Source organism: Pseudomonas putida (assembly GCF_004357765.1).
GTDB classification, from domain to species: Bacteria; Pseudomonadota; Gammaproteobacteria; order Pseudomonadales; family Pseudomonadaceae; genus Aquipseudomonas; species Aquipseudomonas putida_U.
Map to the genome: position 1 here is coordinate 1 of NZ_SMTE01000011.1, position 25,798 is coordinate 25,798.

27 protein-coding genes and 4 tRNA genes are annotated in these 25,798 nt (G+C 57.7%); all 31 read left to right on the plus strand.

What is annotated here, in order from left to right:
* The first annotated feature begins 204 nt into the window (after positions 1-204).
* The 31 genes from birA (at position 205) to rpsQ (ending at position 25,783) form a co-directional block, all read left to right on the plus strand.
* Entirely contained in the window at positions 205-1,164 is a 960-nt protein-coding gene (birA, locus tag E2H86_RS17340; RefSeq protein ID WP_133330027.1) for a bifunctional biotin--[acetyl-CoA-carboxylase] ligase/biotin operon repressor BirA, read from the plus strand.
* Positions 1,154-1,903: a pantothenate kinase gene (locus E2H86_RS17345; RefSeq protein WP_133330029.1), complete on the plus strand. Its 750-nt coding sequence runs from the start codon at positions 1,154-1,156 to the stop codon at positions 1,901-1,903. Before birA ends, E2H86_RS17345 begins: the two co-directional genes overlap by 11 nt.
* Before the next feature lie 7 nt (positions 1,904-1,910).
* Positions 1,911-2,336 carry a hypothetical protein gene (locus E2H86_RS17350; protein ID WP_133330031.1) on the plus strand — a complete coding sequence of 142 codons (426 nt, stop codon included), beginning with the start codon at positions 1,911-1,913 and terminating at the stop codon, positions 2,334-2,336.
* A gap of 152 nt (positions 2,337-2,488) precedes the next feature.
* A tRNA-Tyr gene (locus E2H86_RS17355) sits at positions 2,489-2,572 on the plus strand.
* Positions 2,573-2,596: 24 nt separating this feature from the next.
* Positions 2,597-2,670 (plus strand) — tRNA-Gly (locus tag E2H86_RS17360).
* Positions 2,671-2,698: 28 nt separating this feature from the next.
* Positions 2,699-2,774, plus strand: a tRNA-Thr gene (locus E2H86_RS17365).
* Between the two features lie 78 nt (positions 2,775-2,852).
* Positions 2,853-4,046: an elongation factor Tu gene (tuf, locus tag E2H86_RS17370; protein ID WP_062575362.1), complete on the plus strand. Its 1,194-nt coding sequence runs from the start codon at positions 2,853-2,855 to the stop codon at positions 4,044-4,046.
* A gap of 54 nt (positions 4,047-4,100) precedes the next feature.
* Positions 4,101-4,176 (plus strand) — tRNA-Trp (locus E2H86_RS17375).
* 44 nt (positions 4,177-4,220) lie between these two features.
* Positions 4,221-4,589, plus strand: a complete 369-nt coding sequence (gene secE / locus E2H86_RS17380) for a preprotein translocase subunit SecE (protein ID WP_133330033.1) — start codon at positions 4,221-4,223, stop codon at positions 4,587-4,589.
* 9 nt (positions 4,590-4,598) lie between these two features.
* Positions 4,599-5,132: a transcription termination/antitermination protein NusG gene (gene nusG / locus E2H86_RS17385; RefSeq protein WP_003255501.1), complete on the plus strand. Its 534-nt coding sequence runs from the start codon at positions 4,599-4,601 to the stop codon at positions 5,130-5,132.
* 119 nt (positions 5,133-5,251) lie between these two features.
* On the plus strand, positions 5,252-5,683 hold the full coding sequence (rplK, locus tag E2H86_RS17390; protein ID WP_133330035.1) for a 50S ribosomal protein L11: 432 nt from the start codon (positions 5,252-5,254) through the stop codon (positions 5,681-5,683).
* Positions 5,683-6,378, plus strand: a complete 696-nt coding sequence (rplA, locus tag E2H86_RS17395; RefSeq protein ID WP_013970629.1) for a 50S ribosomal protein L1 — start codon at positions 5,683-5,685, stop codon at positions 6,376-6,378. Before rplK ends, rplA begins: the two co-directional genes overlap by 1 nt.
* Before the next feature lie 197 nt (positions 6,379-6,575).
* A complete protein-coding gene (gene rplJ / locus E2H86_RS17400; protein ID WP_043215352.1) occupies positions 6,576-7,076 on the plus strand; it encodes a 50S ribosomal protein L10 in 501 nt (166 codons plus the stop codon).
* An 80-nt stretch (positions 7,077-7,156) separates the two neighbouring features.
* Positions 7,157-7,528 (plus strand): 50S ribosomal protein L7/L12, encoded by a 372-nt coding sequence (gene rplL, locus E2H86_RS17405; RefSeq protein WP_133330037.1) that lies wholly within the window; start codon positions 7,157-7,159, stop codon positions 7,526-7,528.
* A 220-nt stretch (positions 7,529-7,748) separates the two neighbouring features.
* A complete protein-coding gene (gene rpoB / locus E2H86_RS17410) occupies positions 7,749-11,822 on the plus strand; it encodes a DNA-directed RNA polymerase subunit beta (protein WP_133330039.1) in 4,074 nt (1,357 codons plus the stop codon).
* A 64-nt stretch (positions 11,823-11,886) separates the two neighbouring features.
* On the plus strand, positions 11,887-16,086 hold the full coding sequence (gene rpoC, locus E2H86_RS17415; protein WP_133330041.1) for a DNA-directed RNA polymerase subunit beta': 4,200 nt from the start codon (positions 11,887-11,889) through the stop codon (positions 16,084-16,086).
* 208 nt (positions 16,087-16,294) lie between these two features.
* Positions 16,295-16,666 (plus strand): 30S ribosomal protein S12, encoded by a 372-nt coding sequence (gene rpsL / locus E2H86_RS17420; RefSeq protein WP_003255492.1) that lies wholly within the window; start codon positions 16,295-16,297, stop codon positions 16,664-16,666.
* 106 nt (positions 16,667-16,772) lie between these two features.
* Positions 16,773-17,243 carry a 30S ribosomal protein S7 gene (gene rpsG / locus E2H86_RS17425; RefSeq protein WP_003246741.1) on the plus strand — a complete coding sequence of 157 codons (471 nt, stop codon included), beginning with the start codon at positions 16,773-16,775 and terminating at the stop codon, positions 17,241-17,243.
* A gap of 30 nt (positions 17,244-17,273) precedes the next feature.
* Positions 17,274-19,421 carry an elongation factor G gene (fusA, locus tag E2H86_RS17430; RefSeq protein WP_133330043.1) on the plus strand — a complete coding sequence of 716 codons (2,148 nt, stop codon included), beginning with the start codon at positions 17,274-17,276 and terminating at the stop codon, positions 19,419-19,421.
* A 27-nt stretch (positions 19,422-19,448) separates the two neighbouring features.
* Entirely contained in the window at positions 19,449-20,642 is a 1,194-nt protein-coding gene (gene tuf / locus E2H86_RS17435; RefSeq protein WP_062575362.1) for an elongation factor Tu, read from the plus strand.
* 141 nt (positions 20,643-20,783) lie between these two features.
* Positions 20,784-21,095 (plus strand): 30S ribosomal protein S10, encoded by a 312-nt coding sequence (rpsJ, locus tag E2H86_RS17440; RefSeq protein WP_003186070.1) that lies wholly within the window; start codon positions 20,784-20,786, stop codon positions 21,093-21,095.
* 80 nt (positions 21,096-21,175) lie between these two features.
* Positions 21,176-21,811 carry a 50S ribosomal protein L3 gene (gene rplC, locus E2H86_RS17445; protein ID WP_003257089.1) on the plus strand — a complete coding sequence of 212 codons (636 nt, stop codon included), beginning with the start codon at positions 21,176-21,178 and terminating at the stop codon, positions 21,809-21,811.
* Positions 21,812-21,823: 12 nt separating this feature from the next.
* The gene (rplD, locus tag E2H86_RS17450; protein ID WP_008089819.1) at positions 21,824-22,426 is read left to right on the plus strand and encodes a 50S ribosomal protein L4; all 603 of its coding nucleotides are present in this window, start codon (positions 21,824-21,826) and stop codon (positions 22,424-22,426) included.
* Positions 22,423-22,722 (plus strand): 50S ribosomal protein L23, encoded by a 300-nt coding sequence (rplW, locus tag E2H86_RS17455; protein ID WP_003255484.1) that lies wholly within the window; start codon positions 22,423-22,425, stop codon positions 22,720-22,722. Before rplD ends, rplW begins: the two co-directional genes overlap by 4 nt.
* Positions 22,723-22,736: 14 nt before the next feature.
* Positions 22,737-23,561, plus strand: a complete 825-nt coding sequence (rplB, locus tag E2H86_RS17460; protein WP_015268750.1) for a 50S ribosomal protein L2 — start codon at positions 22,737-22,739, stop codon at positions 23,559-23,561.
* Positions 23,562-23,577: 16 nt separating this feature from the next.
* Positions 23,578-23,853 carry a 30S ribosomal protein S19 gene (rpsS, locus tag E2H86_RS17465; RefSeq protein ID WP_010486981.1) on the plus strand — a complete coding sequence of 92 codons (276 nt, stop codon included), beginning with the start codon at positions 23,578-23,580 and terminating at the stop codon, positions 23,851-23,853.
* A gap of 11 nt (positions 23,854-23,864) precedes the next feature.
* Entirely contained in the window at positions 23,865-24,197 is a 333-nt protein-coding gene (rplV, locus tag E2H86_RS17470) for a 50S ribosomal protein L22 (RefSeq protein WP_003103908.1), read from the plus strand.
* A 13-nt stretch (positions 24,198-24,210) separates the two neighbouring features.
* Positions 24,211-24,897, plus strand: coding sequence for a 30S ribosomal protein S3 (rpsC, locus tag E2H86_RS17475; protein WP_003255481.1), 687 nt, complete (start codon positions 24,211-24,213; stop codon positions 24,895-24,897).
* 12 nt (positions 24,898-24,909) lie between these two features.
* Positions 24,910-25,323: a 50S ribosomal protein L16 gene (rplP, locus tag E2H86_RS17480; RefSeq protein ID WP_003255479.1), complete on the plus strand. Its 414-nt coding sequence runs from the start codon at positions 24,910-24,912 to the stop codon at positions 25,321-25,323.
* Entirely contained in the window at positions 25,323-25,514 is a 192-nt protein-coding gene (gene rpmC, locus E2H86_RS17485) for a 50S ribosomal protein L29 (protein ID WP_002555481.1), read from the plus strand. The genes rplP and rpmC overlap by 1 nt, the downstream gene beginning before the upstream one ends.
* Positions 25,515-25,516: 2 nt before the next feature.
* Positions 25,517-25,783 carry a 30S ribosomal protein S17 gene (gene rpsQ / locus E2H86_RS17490; protein ID WP_008089812.1) on the plus strand — a complete coding sequence of 89 codons (267 nt, stop codon included), beginning with the start codon at positions 25,517-25,519 and terminating at the stop codon, positions 25,781-25,783.
* Positions 25,784-25,798: the final 15 nt, after the last annotated feature.

Consider the following 25,798-nt stretch of genomic DNA (forward strand, 5'->3'; position numbering starts at 1 on the left):
CGCCGATGGTAGTGTGGGGTTTCCCCATGTGAGAGTAGGTCATCGTCAAGATTCATTTCGCAAAACCCCTATCTGCGCGAGCAGGTAGGGGTTTTGTCTTTGTGCGCTTATCGCCCTGGAATGCACGCATCGCCAGCACCCTTTCCGCGACATGAGGCAGCGGCTACAGGTATCATGCCTGCCTTATTCCAAGTCGAGACTGGCATGCTGAAGTTGTTGAATCTTCTGAAGGATGGCCGCTTCCATTCCGGGGAAGCCCTGGGCGCCGCCCTGGGTGTGAGCCGCAGCGCCGTTTGGAAACAGCTGCAGCACCTGGAGAGCGAGCTCAACCTGACCATTCACAAGGTGCGTGGGCGCGGTTATCAACTGGCGGCACCGCTGGTTTTGCTGGATGAGCAGGCAATTGCCGGCTTTGCAGAGGGCGAGTGCTGGCCGGTCTTCATTCATGAAACCATCGACTCGACCAATGCAGAGGGTTTGCGCCTCGCCGCCGTTGGCCAGTCGGCGCCCTTCGTTGTGCTTGCCGAGCGTCAGAGTGCTGGTCGCGGTCGGCGTGGTCGCCACTGGGTGAGCCCATTCGCGGAGAATCTCTACTACAGCCTGGTGCTTCGCATCGATGGTGGTATGCGCCAGCTCGAAGGTTTGAGCCTTGTGGTGGGGCTGGCGGTCATGCGCACGCTTCAGGCCTTCGGGCTGGAGAAGGTGGGGCTGAAGTGGCCTAATGACGTTTTGGTGGATGGGAAGAAGATCACCGGCATACTGCTGGAGTTGGTCGGAGATCCCGCCGATGTCTGCCACGTCGTCCTGGGGATCGGGATCAACGTGAATATGCAGGTCAACGACCTGGTTGATCAACAATGGACCTCGATGCGTCGCGAACTGGGCCAATCGGTCGACCGTAATCGACTGGTCGCTGTGCTCGGTGAGCAATTGCAGCGGGAAATGGCGCGCCACCGGCGCTATGGTTTTGCGGCTTTCCAGGAAGAGTGGGAGGCGTCGCACCTCTGGCAGGGGCGCAAGGTTTCGCTGATCGCAGGCACTACCACGATTGACGGTATCGCCCTCGGTGTGGATGGTCAGGGCGCGATACGCCTTGATGTCGACGGTGTGGAAAAGAGCTTCAGTGGTGGTGAGCTCAGTTTGAGGTTGCGTGATGATTCTTGAGCTCGATTGCGGTAACAGCTTCATCAAATGGCGGGTCATTCATACGGCGGAAGCCACGATGGTGGGAGGAGGCATTGTCGACTCCGATCAGGCGCTGCTAGGTGAGGTGATCGGTCTTGCCACTGCCCGGTTGACGGCTTGCCGCATCGTGAGTGTGCGCAGCGAGGAAGAGACCGCTGTTCTGTGCACCTTGATTGCCCAGGCATTCGGAGTTCAGGCGCGGGTCGCCCAGCCTGCGATACAGATGGCGGGTGTTCGTAATGGCTACGAAGACTATCAGCGCCTGGGCATGGACCGCTGGCTTGCAGTGCTGGGTGCCTACCATCTGGCAAAGGGAGCGTGCCTGGTCATTGATCTCGGGACGGCGGCCAAGGCGGACTTCGTCAGTTCTGACGGTGAGCATCTGGGTGGATACATCTGTCCTGGGATGCCGCTGATGCGCAGCCAGTTGCGCACTCATACTCGGCGTATTCGCTATGACGATGCGTCCGCCGAGCGCGCCCTGACCAGCCTGCAGCCTGGGCGTTCCACCGTCGAAGCGGTCGAGCGTGGTTGTGTGCTGATGCTTCAAGGGTTCGCGCGCACGCAGCTCGAGCAGGCGCGCGCGCAGTGGGGTGATGACTTCACTGTGTTCTTGACCGGTGGCGATGCGCCGCTGGTACGCGACGCCGTGCCCATGGCGCGTGTCGTACCCGATCTGGTATTCGTTGGTCTGGCAATGGCCTGTCCGTTGGATTGAGGTGACTATGCGTTGGTTGTTTCTGCTGTTGCTGGTGCTCAACGTCTTCTATTACGTCTGGCACCAACAGGAAGCCCCGCTGAAGGTCAAGGAAGTCGCACCTTTGTCGTTGTACAAGGGTAATCAGCAGGAAATTCGGCTGCTGCGCGAAACGGGGGCGTCGGCGCCGGCTCGGCGCCGGGATGAATGTCTGGTGATCGGTGGCGTGGGTAGCCAGGAGCAGTTGGATGCACTGCGTCAGCGCCTGCTCAGCCTCGATATCGAAGCCGAACCGGTCGCGGGGCAGTTACCTGGTGCTGATGGTCGCTGGCTGAAGATTGCCCCGCAAAGCGAGCGTTTGCTGGAGCCCTCGGTCATCGCAGGTCTTTCCAAGGATTTCAAAGACTTAAAACACAAAATTATTTTGTGCGAGGGTATTGCAACTGGCGAATAGCTTGATAGAATGGCGCCCGCTTCACAGGGAACAGCACTTAGGTGATGGGTCTGGAAGCGGTGCAAGCGCAGCTAAGCTTCAGATTTGATTGAAAAAATTTGAAAAAGCGCTTGACACTAGGACGGCAGACAAATAGAATGCCGGCCACATCTGGAGGGATTCCCGAGCGGTCAAAGGGGACGGACTGTAAATCCGTTGCGAGAGCTTCGAAGGTTCGAATCCTTCTCCCTCCACCAGTTTTAGCGAGAGCCGCAAGCTCCGCGGGTATAGTTTAGTGGTAGAACCTCAGCCTTCCAAGCTGATGATGCGGGTTCGATTCCCGCTACCCGCTCCAAGTTTGCTGGATTTTGCACAAGTGTTTCGCTCTTGTAGCTCAGTTGGTAGAGCACACCCTTGGTAAGGGTGAGGTCAGCGGTTCAAGTCCGCTCAAGAGCTCCATATAAACAAGGCAGATATGAAAATATCTGCCTTTGTTTTATCAGCGCAAGACTATTTCTTCTGCGGAGGATTGTATCGATGGCTAAGGAAAAGTTTGATCGTTCCCTTCCCCACGTTAACGTCGGCACTATCGGCCACGTTGACCACGGTAAGACCACTCTGACCGCAGCTCTGACTCGCGTCTGCTCCGAAGTTTTCGGTTCGGCAGTCGTTGAGTTCGACAAGATCGACTCGGCTCCGGAAGAAAAAGCGCGCGGTATCACCATCAACACCGCTCACGTCGAGTACAACTCGAACATTCGTCACTACGCTCACGTTGACTGCCCAGGTCACGCTGACTACGTGAAGAACATGATCACCGGTGCTGCCCAGATGGACGGCGCGATCCTGGTTTGCTCGGCCGCCGATGGTCCGATGCCACAAACCCGTGAGCACATCCTGCTGTCCCGTCAGGTTGGCGTTCCTTACATCGTGGTCTTCCTGAACAAGGCTGACCTGGTAGACGACGCTGAGCTGCTGGAACTGGTCGAGATGGAAGTTCGCGACCTGCTGTCCACCTACGACTTCCCAGGCGACGACACTCCGATCATCATCGGTTCGGCTCGTATGGCTCTGGAAGGCAAAGACGACAACGAAATGGGTACCAGCGCTGTCAAGAAGCTGGTTGAAACTCTGGATGCCTACATCCCTGAGCCAGTTCGTGCCGTTGACCAGCCGTTCCTGATGCCGATCGAAGACGTCTTCTCGATCTCGGGTCGTGGTACCGTTGTTACCGGTCGTATCGAGCGTGGTATCGTCCGCGTTCAGGATCCGCTGGAAATCGTTGGTCTGCGTGACACCACCACCACCACCTGCACCGGTGTTGAGATGTTCCGCAAGCTGCTGGACGAAGGTCGTGCTGGCGAGAACTGCGGCGTTCTGCTGCGTGGTACCAAGCGTGACGACGTTGAGCGTGGCCAGGTTCTGGTCAAGCCAGGTTCGGTCAAGCCGCACACCAAGTTCACCGCAGAAGTCTACGTTCTGTCGAAGGAAGAAGGCGGCCGTCACACTCCGTTCTTCAAAGGCTACCGTCCTCAGTTCTACTTCCGTACCACTGACGTGACCGGTAACTGCGAGCTGCCGGAAGGCGTTGAAATGGTAATGCCAGGTGACAACATTCAGATGACTGTCACCCTGATCAAGACCATCGCAATGGAAGACGGTCTGCGCTTCGCTATCCGTGAAGGCGGTCGTACCGTCGGCGCCGGCGTCGTAGCAAAAATTATTGAATAAGTAGTTGATTTACTTGATTGGGCCGGTATAATGGCCGGCCTGATACAGCGTTAAAGGTCAGTAGCTCAATTGGCAGAGCGACGGTCTCCAAAACCGTAGGTTGGGGGTTCGATTCCCTCCTGACCTGCCATTCACCTCGGTGTGATTGGCTTTCTTCTCACAGGATCCTCCCCGATGACTCCCAAGACTGAAGCCCAAGAAACGCGTTTTGATCTGTTCAAGTGGCTGGCTGTAGTGGCTTTGGTGGTTGTTGGTGTCGTGGGTAATCAATATTACTCCGCCTCTCCAATCCTGTATCGCGTCCTTGCACTTCTCGTCCTGGCTGCAGTCGCAGGCTTTGTTGCCTTGCAGACCGCCAAGGGTAAGTCGTTCTTTGCGCTGGCGAAGGAAGCTCGTACCGAGATCCGTAAAGTCGTGTGGCCGACCCGCCAGGAAACCACCCAGACCACGCTGATTGTTGTGGCTGTCGTGCTGGTTATGGCACTGCTGTTGTGGGGGCTTGATTCCCTGCTCGGCTGGGCGGTCTCCTTGATCGTTGGCTAAAGGTGTCCCGTGGCTAAGCGTTGGTATGTTGTGCATGCTTACTCGGGTTACGAGAAGCATGTGATGCGCTCCCTGATCGAGCGCGTCAAGCTGGCTGGCATGGAAGACGGTTTCGGCGAGATCCTGGTTCCGACCGAGGAAGTCGTCGAAATGCGCAACGGCCAGAAGCGCAAAAGTGAGCGTAAATTCTTCCCTGGCTATGTATTGGTCCAGATGGAAATGAACGAAGGGACTTGGCACTTGGTCAAGGATACCCCTCGTGTGATGGGCTTCATTGGTGGTACCGCAGATAAGCCTGCGCCAATCACCGATAAAGAGGCTGAGGCCATCCTCCGTCGCGTAGCTGACGGTAGTGACAAGCCTAAGCCGAAGACGCTGTTCGAGCCGGGTGAAGTGGTTCGAGTCATTGATGGTCCGTTTGCTGACTTCAATGGTAGTGTCGAAGAGGTTAACTATGAAAAGAGTCGCCTCCAGGTGGCGGTGCTCATTTTCGGTCGCTCTACTCCGGTAGAGCTCGAGTTCAGCCAGGTCGAAAAGGTCTAGGCGGACGAAGCATCCCATACCCCGCAGCCCTGTGTGCTGCGGGGTTTTGTCGTCACTGGGATAAAACGCAAGTCATCCGGGGAGCCATCTGGCGTTCGTACCCGATTTTGGAGTAGCTCATGGCTAAGAAGATTCAGGCTTACATCAAGCTGCAAGTAAAGGCCGGCCAGGCCAACCCAAGCCCACCCGTTGGTCCAGCACTGGGTCAACACGGTGTGAACATCATGGAATTCTGCAAGGCCTTCAACGCCCGTACTCAGGGTCAAGAGCCAGGTCTGCCGACTCCAGTCATCATCACTGTCTACAGCGACCGTAGCTTCACCTTCGAGACCAAGAGCACTCCTGCCTCGGTTCTGCTGAAGAAAGCTGCTGGCCTGGCCAGTGGTTCGGCTCGTCCGAACACCGTTAAAGTCGGTACCGTTACCCGTGCTCAGCTGGAAGATATCGCCAAGGCTAAACAGGCTGATCTGACCGCCGCTGACCTGGATGCAGCTGTACGCACCATCGCTGGCTCTGCCCGCAGCATGGGCCTGAACGTGGAGGGTGTGTAATGGCTAAGCTGACTAAGCGCCAAAAGGCTATCGCCGAGAAAATCGAAGCAGGCAAGGCCTACAACTTCGAAGAAGCCGCAACCCTGCTGGCTTCGCTCCCGGCTGCCAAGTTCGTAGAGTCCTACGACATCGCCGTTAACCTCGGTGTTGACCCGCGTAAATCCGACCAGGTCGTACGTAGCGCTACTGTGCTGCCACACGGCACTGGCAAGACCGTTCGCGTTGCTGTCTTCACTCAGGGTCCAGCTGCTGAGGCCGCTCTGGCTGCCGGCGCTGACCGTGTAGGTATGGACGATCTGGCTGCCGAAATGAAAGGCGGCGACCTGAACTATGACGTCGTCATCGCATCGCCTGATGCCATGCGCGTCGTCGGTCAGCTGGGTCAGGTTCTGGGTCCTCGTGGCCTGATGCCTAACCCGAAAGTAGGTACCGTGACCCCAGACGTAGCCGGCGCCGTCAAGAACGCCAAGGCTGGTCAGGTTCGCTACCGTACCGACAAGAACGGTATCATCCACACCTCCGTTGGCAAGGTCGGCTTCGAAGCTGGCAAGCTGAAGGAAAACGTTGAAGCCCTGATCGCTGACCTGAAGCGTATCAAGCCGGCTTCCTCGAAAGGTATCTACGTCAAGCGTGTTACCCTGAGCACCACCATGGGCCCAGGTCTGGTCATCGATCAGAGCTCGCTGAACGTGTAAGAACATGGCGGTGCGACCTGTCGCGCCGCCAGCAAAAATTGGGGTCCCTGCCTGGCGGGGGCTATCCAAGACCGTAGGCGGCGCGAGCCTTAAAAATCCAGCCCACGCAGATGGTGCTCCCGATTCGTTACCGAATCAGACACCAAAACGACATCCGGCTTCGGCCAGATGAAACGGTAGAAACCAGGAGTAAACCCGTGGCAATTAAACTCGAAGACAAGAAGGCCATCGTCGCTGAAGTCAACGAGGCTGCCAAAGTCGCTCTGTCCGCTGTCGTGGCCGATGCCCGTGGTGTGACTGTAGGCGCAATGACCGGACTCCGTAAAGAGGCCCGCGAAGCTGGCGTTTACGTACGCGTCGTACGTAACACCCTGCTCAAGCGCGCAGTTGAGGGTACTGAGTACTCGATCCTCAACGACGCGTTCAAAGGCCCGACCCTGATCGCATTCTCCAACGAACACCCGGGCGCTGCTGCCCGTCTGTTCAAAGAGTTCGCCAAGGGTCAGGACAAGTTCGAGATCAAGGCAGCTGCGTTCGACGGCAAGTTCCTTGCCGCTAACCAGATCGACGTGCTGGCAACCCTGCCAACTCGCGACGAGGCTATCGCACAGCTGATGAGCGTAATCCAAGGTGCAACCAGCAAGCTGGCCCGCACTCTGGCTGCTCTGCGCGACCAGAAAGAAGCCGCTGCTGCCTAAGGCCGCGTAGTCTCTTTCGAAATCAAACGTTTAATTTGATGGCCGCGTAGGCTGTCACCCCAATACAGGAATTCATAGTCATGTCTCTGACTAACGAGCAAATCATCGAAGCGATCGGCCAGAAAACCGTTCTGGAAATTGTTGAACTGATCAAAGCGATGGAAGAAACCTTCGGCGTTACCGCTGCTGCCGCTGTTGCTGCTGGCCCAGCTGCTGGCGCTGCTGCCGCTGCTGAAGAGCAGACCGAGTTCAACGTCGTTCTGACCGAAGCTGGCGACAAGAAAGTCAACGTGATCAAGGCCGTTCGTGAACTGACCGGTCTGGGCCTGAAAGAAGCCAAAGAGAAAGTCGACGGCGCTCCTCAGGTTATCGCTGAAGGCGTTTCGAAAGAAGCCGCTGAAGACGCGAAGAAGAAGCTGGAAGAAGCTGGCGCTAAAGTCGAGCTGAAGTAATCTCGACTTTGCGACTCCAGTCCGAGCGTTGAGCGAAGGGCTGATGGCTGGTGGCTTATGCCACCGGCCTTTTTCCGTTATTGGTGGCCGGTCAAGCCGGCCCCGATAACAAGCTGCAAGACACCCATGTGGGTGGCGCAAACCAAGGGGTTTGCACGATTTTCTGGCTGCTCCCGCCGGGAGAAGCCAAACAAGCAGGTGACCAAGCTGGGGAACGCTGATGGCTTACTCATACACTGAGAAAAAACGTATCCGCAAGGACTTTAGCAAGTTGCCGGACGTCATGGATGTGCCTTACCTCCTGGCCATCCAGCTGGATTCGTATCGCGAATTCCTGCAAGCGGGAGCATCCAAGGATCAGTTCCGCGACGTCGGCCTGCACGCGGCCTTCAAATCGGTATTCCCGATCATCAGCTACTCCGGCAATGCTGCCTTGGAGTATGTAGGCTACCGCCTGGGCGATCCCGCCTTCGATGTGAAGGAATGTGTCCTGCGTGGCGTGACCTTCGCGGTCCCACTGCGGGTCAAGGTGCGCCTGATCATCTTCGACAAGGAATCGTCGAACAAAGCGATCAAGGACATCAAAGAGCAAGAAGTCTACATGGGTGAAATCCCCCTGATGACTGAGAACGGTACCTTCGTTATCAACGGTACCGAGCGTGTTATCGTTTCCCAGCTGCACCGTTCGCCGGGTGTGTTCTTCGACCACGACCGTGGCAAGACCCACAGCTCGGGCAAGCTGCTGTACTCCGCTCGCATCATTCCGTACCGCGGTTCGTGGCTGGACTTCGAGTTCGACCCGAAAGACTGCGTGTTCGTGCGTATCGACCGTCGCCGCAAACTGCCGGCTTCGGTACTGCTGCGTGCGCTGGGCTACAGCACCGAAGAAGTCCTGAACACCTTCTACACCACCAACGTGTTCCACATCTCCGGCGAAAAACTCAGCCTGGAGCTCGTGCCTCAGCGTCTGCGTGGTGAAGTCGCGGTGATGGACATCCTTGACGGCAGCGGCAAGGTCATCGTCGAGCAGGGTCGCCGTATCACTGCGCGCCACATCAATCAGCTCGAAAAAGCCGGTGTCAACCAGCTGGACGTGCCGATGGAGTACGTGCTGGGTCGCACCACCGCCAAGGCCATCGTACATCCGGCCACTGGCGAAATCCTGGCCGAGTGCAACACCGAGCTGACCACCGAGCTGCTGATCAAGATCGCCAAGGCTCAGGTCGTCCGCATCGAGACCCTGTACACCAACGACATCGATTGCGGTCCGTTCATCTCGGATACCCTGAAGATCGACACTACCAGCAACCAGCTGGAAGCCCTGGTCGAGATCTACCGCATGATGCGTCCAGGTGAGCCGCCAACCAAGGATGCCGCCGAGACGCTGTTCAACAACCTGTTCTTCAGCGCCGAGCGTTACGATCTGTCCGCCGTTGGCCGCATGAAGTTCAACCGCCGTATCGGTCGTACCGAGATCGAAGGTTCGGGCGTGCTGAGCAAGGAAGATATCGTCGAGGTTCTGAAGACCCTGGTCGATATCCGTAACGGCAAAGGCATCGTCGACGACATCGACCACCTGGGTAACCGTCGCGTACGTTGCGTTGGCGAGATGGCCGAGAACCAGTTCCGTGTTGGCCTGGTGCGTGTAGAGCGCGCGGTCAAGGAACGTCTGTCGATGGCCGAAAGCGAAGGCCTGATGCCGCAGGACCTGATCAACGCCAAGCCGGTAGCGGCGGCGGTGAAGGAGTTCTTCGGTTCCAGCCAGCTTTCCCAGTTCATGGACCAGAACAACCCGCTCTCCGAGATCACCCACAAGCGCCGTGTTTCCGCACTCGGCCCTGGCGGTCTGACCCGTGAGCGTGCCGGCTTCGAAGTCCGTGACGTACACCCGACCCACTACGGCCGCGTGTGCCCGATCGAGACCCCTGAAGGTCCGAACATCGGTCTGATCAACTCCCTGGCGGCCTATGCCCGCACCAACCAGTACGGCTTCCTTGAAAGCCCGTATCGCGTGGTGAAGGAAGGCGTGGTCAGCGACGACATCGTGTTCCTGTCGGCGATCGAAGAGGCTGATCACGTCATCGCTCAGGCTTCGGCCGCGATGAACGAGAAGAAGCAACTGATCGACGAGCTGGTAGCTGTTCGTCACCTGAACGAATTCACCGTCAAGGCGCCGGAAGACGTCACCCTGATGGACGTTTCGCCGAAGCAGGTTGTTTCTGTCGCAGCGTCGCTGATTCCGTTCCTCGAGCACGACGACGCCAACCGTGCGTTGATGGGTTCGAACATGCAGCGTCAGGCTGTACCGACCCTGCGTGCCGACAAGCCGCTGGTAGGTACCGGCATGGAGCGCAACGTTGCCCGCGACTCCGGTGTCTGCGTGGTGGCACGCCGTGGTGGTGTGATCGACTCGGTCGATGCCAGCCGTATCGTCGTGCGCGTTGCTGACGATGAAGTCGAGACTGGCGAAGCAGGTGTGGATATCTACAACCTGACCAAGTACACCCGTTCGAACCAGAACACCTGCATCAACCAGCGTCCGCTGGTAAGCAAAGGTGACAAGGTTCAGCGTGGCGACATCATGGCCGACGGTCCGTCCACCGACATGGGTGAGCTGGCACTGGGTCAGAACATGCGCATCGCGTTCATGGCGTGGAACGGCTTCAACTTCGAAGACTCCATCTGCCTGTCCGAGCGTGTGGTCCAGGAAGACCGCTTCACCACCATCCACATCCAGGAACTGACCTGTGTGGCGCGTGACACCAAGCTTGGCCCAGAGGAAATCACTGCGGACATCCCGAACGTGGGTGAGGCCGCACTGAACAAGCTGGACGAAGCCGGTATCGTCTACGTAGGTGCCGAAGTGGGCGCTGGCGACATCCTGGTTGGCAAGGTAACGCCAAAAGGCGAAACCCAGCTGACGCCGGAAGAGAAGCTGCTGCGTGCGATCTTCGGTGAGAAGGCGAGCGACGTTAAGGACACTTCCCTGCGTGTGCCGACCGGCACCAAGGGTACCGTCATCGACGTCCAGGTCTTCACCCGTGATGGCGTCGAGCGCGATAGCCGTGCCCTGGCCATCGAGAAGATGCAGTTGGACGAGATCCGCAAGGATCTGAACGAAGAGTTCCGCATCGTCGAAGGTGCAACCTTCGAGCGTCTGCGTGCAGCCCTGAACGGCCAGGTGGTCGACGGTGGCGCGGGCCTGAAGAAAGGCACCGTGATCAACGACGAAGTCCTGAACGGTCTGGAGCACGGCCAGTGGTTCAAACTGCGCATGGCTGAAGATGCACTGAACGAGCAGCTGGAAAAGGCTCAGCAGTACATCGTCGATCGCCGTCGCCTGCTGGACGACAAGTTCGAAGACAAGAAGCGCAAGCTGCAGCAGGGCGATGACCTGGCACCTGGCGTACTGAAGATCGTCAAGGTCTACCTGGCTATCCGCCGTCGCATCCAGCCGGGTGACAAGATGGCCGGTCGTCACGGTAACAAGGGTGTGGTATCGGTGATCATGCCGGTCGAAGACATGCCGCACGACGCCAACGGTACTCCGGTCGACGTCGTACTGAACCCGCTGGGCGTACCTTCTCGTATGAACGTCGGTCAGATCCTCGAAACCCACCTCGGCCTGGCGGCCAAGGGCCTGGGCGAGAAGATCGACCGTATGATCGAAGAGCAGCGCAAGGCCGCAGAACTGCGTACCTTCCTGACCGAGATCTACAACGAGATCGGTGGTCGTCAGGAGAACCTCGAAGAGTTCTCCGACGAAGAGATCCTCGCTCTGGCTCACAACCTGAAGAAAGGCGTGCCGATGGCTACTCCGGTCTTCGACGGTGCCAAGGAGCGTGAGATCAAGGCCATGCTGAAGCTGGCTGACCTGCCGGAAAGCGGCCAGATGGTGCTGTTCGATGGCCGTACCGGCAACAAGTTCGAGCGTCCTGTGACCGTTGGTTACATGTACATGCTCAAGCTGAACCACTTGGTGGACGACAAGATGCACGCGCGTTCCACTGGTTCCTACAGCCTGGTTACCCAGCAGCCGCTGGGTGGTAAGGCGCAGTTCGGTGGTCAGCGTTTCGGGGAGATGGAAGTGTGGGCGCTGGAAGCATACGGCGCGGCATACACCCTGCAAGAAATGCTCACAGTGAAGTCGGACGACGTGAACGGCCGTACCAAGATGTACAAGAACATCGTGGATGGCGATCACCGTATGGAGCCGGGCATGCCCGAGTCCTTCAACGTGTTGATCAAAGAGATCCGTTCGCTCGGTATCGATATCGATCTGGAAACCGAATAACACGTGACGCGAAGGGGAGCGGGGCAGGTAATGCCCGCTTCCTGCTCCGCCAGGAGGAAAGGCCTTGAAAGACCTACTGAATTTGCTGAAAAACCAGGGTCAAGTCGAAGAGTTCGACGCCATCCGCATCGGTCTGGCGTCGCCTGAAATGATCCGTTCGTGGTCGTTCGGTGAAGTTAAGAAGCCGGAAACCATCAACTACCGTACGTTCAAGCCTGAGCGTGACGGCCTGTTCTGCGCCAAGATCTTTGGCCCAGTCAAGGACTACGAGTGCCTGTGCGGCAAGTACAAGCGCCTGAAGCACCGCGGTGTGATCTGCGAGAAGTGCGGCGTTGAAGTTGCGCTGGCCAAGGTTCGTCGTGAGCGCATGGCGCACATCGAACTGGCTTCGCCGGTTGCCCACATCTGGTTCCTGAAGTCGCTGCCGTCCCGTATCGGCCTGCTGATGGACATGACCCTGCGTGATATCGAGCGCGTGCTCTACTTCGAGAGCTACGTCGTGATCGATCCGGGCATGACCACCCTCGAAAAGGGTCAGCTGCTCAACGACGAGCAGTACTTCGAAGCGCTGGAGGAGTTCGGTGACGACTTCGACGCCCGTATGGGTGCCGAGGCTGTTCGTGAGCTGCTGCACGCTATCGACCTGGAGCACGAGATCGGTCGCCTGCGTGAAGAAATTCCGCAGACCAACTCGGAAACCAAGATCAAGAAACTGTCCAAGCGCCTGAAGCTGATGGAAGCTTTCCAGGGTTCGGGCAACCTGCCTGAGTGGATGGTCCTGACAGTCCTGCCAGTGCTGCCGCCGGACCTGCGTCCGCTGGTTCCGCTGGATGGTGGCCGTTTCGCGACCTCCGACCTGAACGACCTGTATCGTCGGGTGATCAACCGTAACAACCGTCTGAAGCGCCTGCTCGATCTGTCGGCGCCGGACATCATCGTGCGCAACGAAAAGCGCATGCTGCAGGAAGCGGTTGACGCCCTGCTGGACAACGGCCGTCGCGGTCGCGCCATCACTGGCTCGAACAAGCGTCCGCTGAAGTCCCTGGCTGACATGATCAAAGGTAAGCAAGGTCGCTTCCGTCAGAACCTGCTCGGTAAGCGTGTGGACTACTCCGGCCGTTCGGTAATTACCGTAGGCCCGACCCTGCGCCTGCACCAGTGCGGTCTGCCGAAGAAGATGGCTCTCGAGCTGTTCAAGCCGTTCATTTTCGGCAAGCTGGAAATGCGTGGTCTGGCGACCACCATCAAGGCGGCCAAGAAGATGGTCGAGCGCGAACTGCCAGAGGTCTGGGACGTTCTCGCCGAGGTGATCCGCGAACACCCCGTCCTGCTCAACCGCGCACCGACCCTGCACCGTCTGGGTATCCAGGCGTTCGAGCCGGTCCTGATCGAAGGTAAGGCGATCCAGCTGCACCCGCTGGTCTGTGCTGCGTACAACGCCGACTTCGACGGTGACCAGATGGCCGTTCACGTGCCGCTGACCCTGGAAGCCCAGCTCGAAGCGCGCGCGCTGATGATGTCGACCAACAACATCCTGTCGCCAGCCAACGGTGAGCCGATCATCGTTCCGTCGCAGGACGTTGTACTGGGTCTGTATTACATGACCCGTGAAGCCATCAACGCCAAGGGCGAAGGTCGCGTATTCGCAGACCTGCAGGAAGTCGACCGCGTATTCCGCGCCGGCGAAGCCGCCCTGCACGCGAAAATCAAGGTTCGTATCAACGAAACCGTGAAAGATCGCGATGGCAGCGTGACCAAGAACACCCGTATCGTCGACACCACTGTCGGCCGTGCGCTGCTGTTCCAGGTTGTACCGGCAGGTCTGCCGTACGACGTGGTCAACCAGCCGATGAAGAAAAAGGCGATCTCCAAGTTGATCAACCAGTGCTACCGCGTGGTTGGTCTGAAAGAGACCGTTATCTTCGCTGACCAACTGATGTACACCGGTTTCGCCTACTCGACCATTTCCGGCGTCTCCATCGGTGTTAACGACTTCGTTATCCCGGATGAGAAAGCCCGCATCATCGGTACCGCTACCGACGAAGTGAAGGAAATCGAGAGCCAGTACGCCTCCGGCCTGGTAACCCAGGGCGAGAAGTACAACAAGGTCATCGACTTGTGGTCGAAGGCGAACGACGAAGTATCCAAGGCGATGATGGCCAACCTCTCGAAAGAGAAGGTCATCGACCGCGAAGGCAACGAAGTCGATCAAGAGTCCTTCAACTCGATGTACATGATGGCTGACTCGGGTGCGCGGGGTTCCGCAGCCCAGATCCGTCAGCTGGCCGGTATGCGTGGTCTGATGGCCAAGCCGGACGGCTCGATCATCGAGACGCCGATCACCGCGAACTTCCGTGAAGGTCTGAGCGTACTGCAGTACTTCATCTCGACCCACGGTGCTCGTAAGGGTCTGGCGGATACCGCACTGAAGACCGCGAACTCCGGTTACCTGACCCGTCGTCTGGTAGACGTGGCGCAGGATCTGGTCGTGACCGAGATCGATTGCGGCACCGACCAAGGTCTGGTAATGACCCCGCACATCGAAGGCGGCGACGTTGTAGAGCCGCTCGGTGAGCGCGTACTGGGTCGTGTCATCGCTCGCGACGTGTTCAAACCAGGCACCGAGGACGTCATCGTTCCGGCCGGTACCCTGGTCGACGAGAAGTGGGTCGAGTTCATCGAGCTGAACAGCATCGACGAAGTCGTCGTACGTTCGCCGATCAACTGCGAAACCCGCTACGGCATCTGCGCCAAGTGCTACGGTCGTGACCTGGCGCGTGGTCACCAGGTGAACATCGGTGAAGCAGTTGGCGTCATCGCTGCACAGTCGATCGGTGAGCCGGGTACCCAGCTGACCATGCGTACGTTCCACATCGGTGGTGCTGCAAGCCGTACCTCGGCTGCCGACAGCGTTCAGGTGAAGAACGGCGGTATGGTTCGTCTGCACAACCTGAAGCAGGTCGAGCGCGCCGATGGCAACCTGGTTGCCGTATCGCGTTCCGGCGAGCTGGCCATTGCCGATGAATTCGGCCGTGAGCGTGAGCGCTACAAGCTGCCTTACGGTGCGGTGATCTCGGTCAAGGAAGGTGAGAAGGTCGAAGCTGGCGCCATCGTCGCCAAGTGGGACCCACACACCCACCCGATCGTGACCGAGCTGAAAGGTACCGTGACCTTCGTGGGCATGGAAGAAAACATCACCATCAAGCGTCAGACCGACGAACTGACCGGCCTGACCAACATCGAAGTGATGGACGTCAAGGATCGCCCTGCCGCAGGCAAGGAAATCCGTCCGGCGATCAAGATGGTCGATGCCGCTGGCAAGGACCTGTACCTGCCAGGTACCGACGTACCTGCTCAGTACTTCCTGCCGGCCAACGCCCTTGTCGGTGTGGCTGACGGTGCTCAGATCGGTGTTGGTGACGTTATCGCGCGTATCCCGCAAGAAACGTCGAAGACCCGCGACATCACCGGTGGTCTGCCGCGCGTTGCCGACCTGTTCGAAGCGCGTCGTCCGAAGGAAGCCTCGATCCTGGCTGAAGTCAGCGGCACCATCGCGTTCGGCAAGGAAACCAAGGGCAAGCGTCGTCTGGTCATCACCCCGACCGACGGTAGCGATCCGTACGAAGAGCTGATTCCGAAGTGGCGCCACCTGAACGTCTTCGAAGGCGAACAGGTAAACCGCGGCGAAGTCATCTCCGACGGCCCGAGCGATCCGCACGACATCCTGCGTCTGCTGGGTGTGAGTGCGCTGGCGAAGTACATCGTCAACGAGATCCAGGACGTTTACCGTCTGCAAGGCGTGAAGATCAACGACAAGCACATCGAGACCATCCTGCGTCAGATGCTGCGCAAGGTCGAGATCTCCGAGTCGGGCGATTCCAGCTTCATCAAGGGCGACCAGATGGAACTGACCCAGGTACTGGTAGAGAACGAGCGTCTCGCCAGCGAGGACAAGTTCATCTCCAAGTTCACCCGCGTGCTGTTGGGTATCACCAAGGCCTCGCTGTCGACCGAATCGTTCATCTCCGCGGCTTCCTTCCAGGAAACCACCCGCGTGCTGACCGAAGCGGCCGTAACCGGCAAGCGCGATTACCTGCGCGGCCTGAAGGAGAACGTGGTCGTGGGTCGTCTGATCCCGGCCGGTACCGGTCTGGCCTACCACAGCGAGCGCAAGCGTCGCCGTGATGCCGACAAGCCGCTGCGTGTGAGCGCCAGTGAGGTGGAAGCCGCACTGACCGAAGCGCTGAACTCCAGCGGTAACTAAGTGAGGGCAGGGCCCCGGCCCTTCCTCCCGCTCACGGCGACAGCACATGTTGCCGATGATCGGGCAGGAGGGGGCGGGGCCTCGTCTTGACTGGGTGCAAGATCCTCTTTAGACTTTTGTACCCTTAAATTTGGTGGGACTCCGTCTCGCCAATTTTTGGCTTTCTTGCAAGACAATAGAGTCGCAAGACAATCAGTGGAGCTAGTAGATGGCAACTATCAACCAGCTGGTACGTCAGCCGCGTAAGCGTTCGGTCGAAAAGTCCGACGTTCCTGCGCTGCAGAACTGCCCGCAGCGTCGTGGCGTGTGCACCCGTGTGTACACCACCACGCCGAAAAAACCTAACTCGGCACTGCGTAAAGTATGCCGTGTGCGTCTGACCAACGGTTTCGAGGTTTCCTCGTACATCGGTGGTGAAGGCCACAACCTGCAAGAGCACAGCGTCGTCCTGATTCGTGGCGGTCGTGTAAAAGACTTGCCAGGTGTTCGTTACCACACCGTTCGCGGCTCTCTGGATACTTCGGGCGTCAAAGGCCGTAACCAGGGTCGTTCGAAGTACGGTACCAAGCGTCCGAAGTAATCGGCCGTTTGCAGACATCCATTTTTTTGAGTCGATAAGAGTAAGGTCGGGCAGGGGTCGTAAGACCTGGTCCCGGGCTAACCTGAAGACCGTTTGAGGGCTTATCATGCCAAGACGTCGTGTAGCAGCAAAACGTGAGATTCTGGACGATCCTAAGTACGGATCCCAGATTCTCGCCAAGTTCATGAACCACGTGATGGAAAGCGGCAAGAAGGCCGTAGCCGAGCGCATCGTTTACGGTGCTCTGGATACCGTCAAAGCACGCAAGAACAGCGACCCCCTGGAAATCTTCGAGAAAGCTCTCGACGCCATCGCTCCGCTGGTCGAAGTAAAGTCCCGTCGTGTCGGCGGTGCCACTTACCAGGTTCCGGTTGAAGTTCGTCCGTCCCGTCGTAACGCTCTGGCAATGCGCTGGCTCGTAGACTACGCCCGCAAGCGCGGCGAGAAGTCGATGGCTCTGCGTCTGGCCGGCGAGCTGCTGGATGCTGCCGAAGGCAAGGGTGCTGCAGTCAAGAAGCGTGAAGACGTGCACCGTATGGCTGAAGCCAACAAAGCGTTCTCGCACTACCGCTTCTAATTCAAGCATCAATCTTTTTGCGAGGGCTTTATGGCTCGTACTACAGCAATTAACCGCTACCGTAACATCGGTATCTGTGCTCACGTTGACGCGGGCAAGACTACCACGACCGAGCGGATCCTGTTCTACACAGGTCTGAGCCACAAGATGGGCGAGGTGCATGATGGCGCCGCGACCACCGACTGGATGGTGCAGGAGCAGGAGCGCGGTATCACCATTACCTCCGCTGCCGTTACCACCTTCTGGAAAGGCTCCCGTGGTCAGTACGACAACTACCGCGTAAACGTCATCGATACCCCCGGCCACGTTGACTTCACCATTGAAGTGGAACGTTCGCTGCGTGTACTCGACGGCGCGGTCGTCGTATTCTGCGGTACCTCCGGCGTTGAGCCGCAGTCCGAAACCGTATGGCGTCAGGCCAACAAGTACGGTGTTCCACGTGTTGTTTACGTGAACAAGATGGACCGTGCTGGTGCCAACTTCCTGCGCGTTGTCGGTCAGATCAAGAACCGCCTGGGTCACACCCCGGTTCCGATCCAGCTGGCCATCGGTGCTGAAGACAACTTCCAGGGTCAGGTCGACCTGATCAAGATGAAAGCCATCTACTGGAACGATGACGACAAAGGCACCACCTACCGCGAGGAAGAGATTCCTGCGGATATGGTTGAGCTGGCGAACGAGTGGCGCAACAACATGGTTGAAGCCGCTGCCGAAGCCAGCGAAGAGCTGATGAACAAGTACCTTGAAGAAGGTGAGCTGTCCGTCGAAGACATCAAGGCTGGTCTGCGCGCCCGTACTCTGGCGAGCGAGATCGTTCCTGCTGTCTGTGGTTCTTCGTTCAAGAACAAGGGCGTTCCCCTGGTTCTCGACGCCGTCATCGACTTCCTGCCTGCGCCGACCGAAATCCCGGCGATCAAGGGTATCCACCCTGACCTGGCTGAAGTTCCGAAGGACGAAGTCACGCCTGAACAGTTCGACGAGCGTCACGCTGACGACGACGAGCCGTTCTCGGCTCTGGCCTTCAAGATTGCCACCGACCCGTTCGTTGGTACTCTGACCTTCGTCCGCGTTTACTCGGGCTTCCTGACCTCCGGTGACTCCGTCATCAACTCGGTCAAGGGCAAGAAAGAGCGCGTTGGTCGTATGGTGCAGATGCACGCCAACCAGCGTGAAGAAATCAAGGAAGTACGTGCAGGTGACATCGCTGCGCTGATCGGCATGAAGGACGTCACCACCGGTGACACCCTGTGCAACGCCGACAAGCCGATCATCCTCGAGCGTATGGACTTCCCTGAGCCTGTAATTTCGCTCTCCGTAGAGCCGAAAACCAAGGCTGACCAGGAGAAGATGGGTATCGCACTGGGCAAGCTGGCCCAGGAAGACCCGTCGTTCCGCGTCAAGACCGATGAAGAAACCGGTCAGACCATCATCTCCGGTATGGGTGAGCTGCACCTGGACATCCTCGTTGACCGCATGAAGCGCGAGTTCAACGTCGAGGCCAACATCGGCAAGCCGCAGGTTTCGTACCGCGAGAAGATCACCAAGTCCAACGTCGAGATCGAAGGCAAGTTCGTTCGTCAGTCGGGCGGTCGTGGTCAGTTCGGTCACTGCTGGATCCGTTTCTCGGAGCCGGATCAGGACGACAAGGGCAACATCACCGAAGGTCTGGTGTTTGCCAACGAAGTCGTTGGTGGTGTGATTCCGAAGGAATACATCCCTGCGATCCAGAAGGGTATCGAAGAACAGATGAAAAACGGCGTCGTTGCCGGTTATCCTCTGATCGGCCTGAAAGCCGCGGTATTCGATGGTTCGTACCACGACGTCGACTCCAACGAAATGGCGTTCAAGATCGCCGCTTCGATGGCGACCAAGCAGCTGGCCCAGAAGGGCGGCGGTGTGGTCCTCGAGCCGATCATGAAGGTCGAAGTTGTAACCCCGGAAGACTACCTGGGTGACGTGATGGGTGACCTGAACCGTCGTCGTGGTCTGGTACAGGGTATGGATGAGTCGGTCTCTGGCCGCGTCGTCCGCGCTGAAGTTCCGCTCGGAGAGATGTTCGGTTACGCGACCGACGTTCGTTCCATGTCTCAGGGTCGCGCAAGCTACTCCATGGAATTCTCCAAATACGCCGAAGCTCCGTCGAACATCGTCGAAGCACTCGTTAAAAAACAAGGCTAATCCCCTTTAGGCAAGAGGTTCACTGTCGTGGCTAAAGAAAAATTTGATCGTTCCCTTCCCCACGTTAACGTCGGCACTATCGGCCACGTTGACCACGGTAAGACCACTCTGACCGCAGCTCTGACTCGCGTCTGCTCCGAAGTTTTCGGTTCGGCAGTCGTTGAGTTCGACAAGATCGACTCGGCTCCGGAAGAAAAAGCGCGCGGTATCACCATCAACACCGCTCACGTCGAGTACAACTCGAACATTCGTCACTACGCTCACGTTGACTGCCCAGGTCACGCTGACTACGTGAAGAACATGATCACCGGTGCTGCCCAGATGGACGGCGCGATCCTGGTTTGCTCGGCCGCCGATGGTCCGATGCCACAAACCCGTGAGCACATCCTGCTGTCCCGTCAGGTTGGCGTTCCTTACATCGTGGTCTTCCTGAACAAGGCTGACCTGGTAGACGACGCTGAGCTGCTGGAACTGGTCGAGATGGAAGTTCGCGACCTGCTGTCCACCTACGACTTCCCAGGCGACGACACTCCGATCATCATCGGTTCGGCTCGTATGGCTCTGGAAGGCAAAGACGACAACGAAATGGGTACCAGCGCTGTCAAGAAGCTGGTTGAAACTCTGGATGCCTACATCCCTGAGCCAGTTCGTGCCGTTGACCAGCCGTTCCTGATGCCGATCGAAGACGTCTTCTCGATCTCGGGTCGTGGTACCGTTGTTACCGGTCGTATCGAGCGTGGTATCGTCCGCGTTCAGGATCCGCTGGAAATCGTTGGTCTGCGTGACACCACCACCACCACCTGCACCGGTGTTGAGATGTTCCGCAAGCTGCTGGACGAAGGTCGTGCTGGCGAGAACTGCGGCGTTCTGCTGCGTGGTACCAAGCGTGACGACGTTGAGCGTGGCCAGGTTCTGGTCAAGCCAGGTTCGGTCAAGCCGCACACCAAGTTCACCGCAGAAGTCTACGTTCTGTCGAAGGAAGAAGGCGGCCGTCACACTCCGTTCTTCAAAGGCTACCGTCCTCAGTTCTACTTCCGTACCACTGACGTGACCGGTAACTGCGAGCTGCCGGAAGGCGTTGAAATGGTAATGCCAGGTGACAACATTCAGATGACTGTCACCCTGATCAAGACCATCGCAATGGAAGACGGTCTGCGCTTCGCTATCCGTGAAGGCGGTCGTACCGTCGGCGCCGGCGTCGTAGCCAAAATCATCGAGTAATCCCTCGATCGATTGAAAAAACCCCCGCTCAGCGGGGGTTTTTTTTATTGGGTTGACACTAAATTGGGTCGTCTATAGAATCACGCCTCCTTTTAGCGGGCGTAGTGCGTCCGTTGGGAACAGCCTGGAGTCTGAAATCCAATGCAAAATCAGCAAATCCGTATCAGGTTGAAGGCTTTCGACCATCGCCTGATCGACCAATCCACCCAGGAAATCGTGGAAACCGCGAAACGTACTGGTGCACAAGTGCGTGGTCCTATTCCACTGCCTACCCGCAAAGAGCGTTTCACCGTTCTGGTTTCTCCGCACGTCAACAAAGACGCGCGTGACCAGTACGAGATTCGCACTCATAAGCGTGTTCTGGACATCGTCCAGCCTACGGATAAAACCGTTGACGCGCTGATGAAGCTTGATCTCGCGGCAGGTGTGGAAGTGCAGATCAGCCTCGGCTAAGACTTCGGTCTGGTCGTGTAACGCTCTGAAATGGGCGGCCATAGCGGGTGAAAGCCCCGTACACTCATGAGGTTTACAACATGACTATTGGTGTAATCGGTCGCAAATGCGGTATGACCCGCATTTTCACCGAAGAAGGTGTCTCCATTCCGGTTACGGTCATCGAGATCGAGCCGAATCGCGTCACCCAGTTCAAAACTGAAGAAACCGATGGCTACCGTGCAGTGCAAGTCACTGTCGGCGAGCGTCGTGCTTCGCGTGTGACTGCCGCTCAGGCAGGTCACTTCGCCAAGGCTAACGTTGCCGCTGGTCGCGGTGTTTGGGAGTTCCGTCTTGAAGAAGGCGATTTCCAGGCTGGCGATCTGATCAAAGCTGAACTCTTCACTGCAGGCCAGCTGGTAGACGTAACCGGTCAGTCCAAAGGTAAAGGCTTCGCCGGTACCATCAAGCGCTGGAACTTCCGTGGCCAGGACAACACGCACGGTAACTCCGTGTCGCACCGTGTCCCAGGTTCCATCGGCCAGTGCCAGACTCCTGGTCGTGTGTTCAAGGGCAAGAAAATGTCCGGTCACATGGGCGCCGAGCGCGTGACTGTTCAGTCCCTGGAAGTAGTACGCGTAGACGCTGAGCGCAACCTGCTGCTGGTCAAGGGTGCCGTACCTGGCGCTACTGGCGGCGACGTGGTTGTACGTCCAGCTGTCAAGGCTCGCGGTTAAGGGGAAACTGACATGCAACTTAATGTAAATGACGCTCAGGCGATCGAAGTTTCCGAACTGACTTTCGGTGGCGAATTCAACGAGACGCTGGTACACCAAGCAGTCGTGGCCTACATGGCTGGCGGCCGTCAGGGCACCAAGCAGCAGAAGACCCGTTCCGACGTAGCTGGTGGCGGTAAGCGCCCATGGCGTCAGAAGGGTACTGGCCGTGCTCGTGCTGGTACCACTCGTGGTCCGATCTGGCGTGGCGGTGGTGTTACCTTCGCAGCCCGTCCTCAAGATCACTCGCAGAAGCTCAACAAGAAGATGTATCGCGCAGCTCTGCGCTCCATCCTCGCTGAGCTGGTGCGTAGCGACCGTCTGGTCGTGGTTCAGGACTTCGCTGTTGAAGCCCCGAAAACCAAAGATCTGCTGAACAAGCTGAACGGCATGGGTCTGAACGACGTACTGATCGTTTCCGACGCTGTTGATCAGAACCTGTACCTGGCTGCTCGCAACCTGCCGCACGTCGACGTACGTGACGTTCAAGGTTCCGACCCGGTCAGTCTGATCGCATACGAGAAAGTGTTGATCACTGTCTCGGCCGTGAAGAAATTCGAGGAGCTGCTGGGATGAACCAGGAACGCGTATTCAAAGTCCTCCTTGGCCCGCACGTTTCCGAGAAGGCTACCGTTCTGGCTGAGAAAAAAGGCCAGTTCGTATTCAAGGTTGCTACTGATGCAACCAAGCTGGAAATCAAGAAAGCTGTCGAAGGCCTGTTCAACGTAAAAGTTGAAAACGTGTCGACTGTTAACGTTCTGGGTAAAACCAAGCGTACCGCACGTGGTCTGGGCAAGCGTAATGACTGGAAGAAGGCGATCGTCTCCCTTCAGCCAGGCCAAGATCTCGATTTCAGCAGCAGTGCTGAGTAAGGAAGGGGTGCATCATGGCAATCGTTAAATGCAAACCGACTTCCCCTGGCCGCCGTTTCGTGGTCAAGGTGGTCAACCAGGAGCTGCACAAAGGCGCTCCTCACGCACCGCTGATCGAGAAAAAATCGAAGTCTGGTGGTCGTAACAACAATGGCCGTATTACCACTCGTCACGTTGGTGGTGGTCACAAGCAGCATTACCGTCTGGTCGACTTCCGTCGCAACGACAAAGATGGCATCCCAGCCACTGTCGAGCGTATCGAATACGATCCAAACCGTACTGCTCACATCGCCCTGCTGTGCTACGCAGACGGTGAGCGTCGCTACATCATCGCCCCTAAAGGCGTGAGCGCTGGCGACCAGCTGATCGCAGGTGCACTGGCCCCAATCAAGGCCGGTAACTCCCTGCAACTGCGCAACATTCCAGTGGGTAGCACCATTCACGGCATCGAACTGAAGCCGGGTAAAGGTGCTCAGATCGCTCGTTCCGCTGGTGCCTCGGCTCAGCTGATCGCTCGCGAAGGTGTCTACGTGACCCTGCGTCTGCGCTCTGGTGAAATGCGTAAAGTCCTGGCTGAGTGCCGTGCGACCCTGGGTGAAGTCTCGAACTCCGAGCACAGCCTGCGTTCGCTGGGTAAAGCTGGTGCCAAACGCTGGCGCGGCGTTCGCCCAACCGTTCGTGGTGTTGCCATGAACCCGGTTGACCACCCGCATGGTGGTGGTGAAGGTCGTACCTCCGGTGGTCGTCATCCGGTATCGCCATGGGGCTTCCCAACCAAGGGTGCGAAAACCCGTGGTAATAAGCGTACCGACAACATGATCGTCCGTCGTCGCAAGTAACTAGAGGGATACGACAGTGCCACGTTCTCTGAAAAAAGGTCCTTTTATCGATCTTCACCTGCTGAAGAAGATCGAAGTGGCGGTGGAGAAGAACGATCGCAAGCCAGTTAAAACCTGGTCGCGTCGCTCGATGATCCTGCCACAAATGGTCGGTCTGACCATCGCGGTTCACAACGGTCGCCAGCATGTCCCAGTTCTCGTGAACGAAGACATGGTCGGCCACAAACTGGGCGAGTTCGCCGGTACCCGCACCTATCGCGGGCACGTGGCTGACAAGAAAGCCAAGCGTTAAGGGGTAAGGAAATGGAAGTAGCCGCTAAGTTGTCGGGCGCTCGAATCTCCGCCCAGAAAGCCCGCTTGGTCGCCGACCAGATCCGCGGGAAGAAGGTGGGCGAAGCGCTCAACCTGTTGGCCTTCAGCAGCAAAAAAGCCGCTGAAATCATGAAGAAAGTCCTCGAGTCGGCCGTAGCCAACGCCGAACACAACGAAGGCGCAGACGTTGATGACCTGAAGGTCTCCACCGTCTTCGTCAACGAAGGGCGTTCGCTGAAGCGCATCATGCCGCGTGCCAAAGGCCGCGCTGATCGCATCGTCAAGCGGTCTTGCCATATCACTGTCAAGGTTGCGGACAAGTAACGGAGTCGATCAGATGGGTCAGAAAGTACATCCCACTGGCATTCGCCTGGGAATCGTCAAGGAGCACACCTCCGTCTGGTACGCAGACGGTGCTACTTACGCAGATTACCTGTTGAAGGATCTGAAAACGCGTGAGTACCTCCAAGACAAACTAAAAAGCGCGTCCGTAAGCCGTATCGATATTCATCGTCCGGCTCAAACTGCACGCATCACCATCCACACCGCTCGTCCCGGTATCGTTATCGGCAAGAAAGGTGAAGATGTCGAGAAGCTGCGTCAGGACCTGACCAAGCAGATGGGTGTGCCTGTGCACATCAACATCGAAGAGATCCGCAAGCCGGAACTCGACGCTATGCTGGTTGCGCAGAGCGTAGCTCAGCAGCTGGAACGCCGCGTAATGTTCCGTCGTGCCATGAAGCGCGCCGTACAGAACGCCATGCGTATTGGTGCCAAAGGCATCAAGATCCAGGTGAGCGGTCGTCTCGGCGGTGCTGAGATTGCTCGTACCGAGTGGTATCGCGAAGGTCGTGTGCCTCTGCACACCCTGCGTGCCGATATCGACTACAACACCTACGAAGCTCACACCACCTACGGTGTGATCGGTGTGAAGGTTTGGATCTTCAAAGGCGAAGTGATTGGTGGTCGCCAAGAAGAACTGAAACCACAAGCACCAGCGCCTCGTAAAAAAGCTGCTAAGTAAGGGGTACGCCAAATGTTGCAACCAAAGCGTACAAAATTCCGCAAGCAGATGACTGGCCACAACCGTGGTCTGGCACTGCGCGGTAGCAAAGTCAGCTTCGGCGAATTCGCCCTGAAAGCTGTTGCTCGCGGTCGCCTCACCGCTCGCCAGATCGAGTCGGCACGTCGTGCTCTGACTCGTCACGTAAAACGTGGCGGTAAGATCTGGATCCGTGTGTTCCCGGACAAGCCGATCTCCAAGAAGCCTCTCGAGGTTCGTATGGGTAAAGGTAAGGGTTCCGTGGAATACTGGGTTGCCCAGATCCAGCCAGGCAAAGTCCTGTATGAGATCGAGGGTGTTTCTGAAGAGCTGGCGCGCGAAGCTTTCGCCCTGGCTGCTGCAAAGCTGCCTCTCGCCACCTCCTTTGTTAAGCGGACGGTGATGTGATGAAAGCGAATGAACTTCGTGAAAAATCGGCACAGCAACTGAATGAGCAACTGCTCGGCTTGCTGCGCGACCAGTTCAATCTGCGTATGCAGAAAGCAACTGGCCAGTTGGGGCAGTCGCACCTGCTCTCGCAAGTTAAGCGTGACATCGCTCGCGTGAAAACTGTGCTCAACCAGCAGGCAGGTAAGTGATCATGGCTGAAGCTGAAAAAACCGTCCGTACGCTGACTGGCCGTGTCGTCAGCGACAAAATGGACAAGACCATCACCGTTCTGATCGAGCGTCGCGTAAAGCACCCGATCTACGGTAAATACGTTAAGCGTTCGACTAAGCTGCACGCGCACGACGAATCCAACCAGTGCAAGATCGGCGACAAGGTTTCCATCCGTGAAACCCGTCCGCTGGCCAAGACCAAGTCCTGGGCACTGGTTGAAGTCCTCGAACGCGCTGTTGAAGTCTAAGGGCTAGGGGTCGGA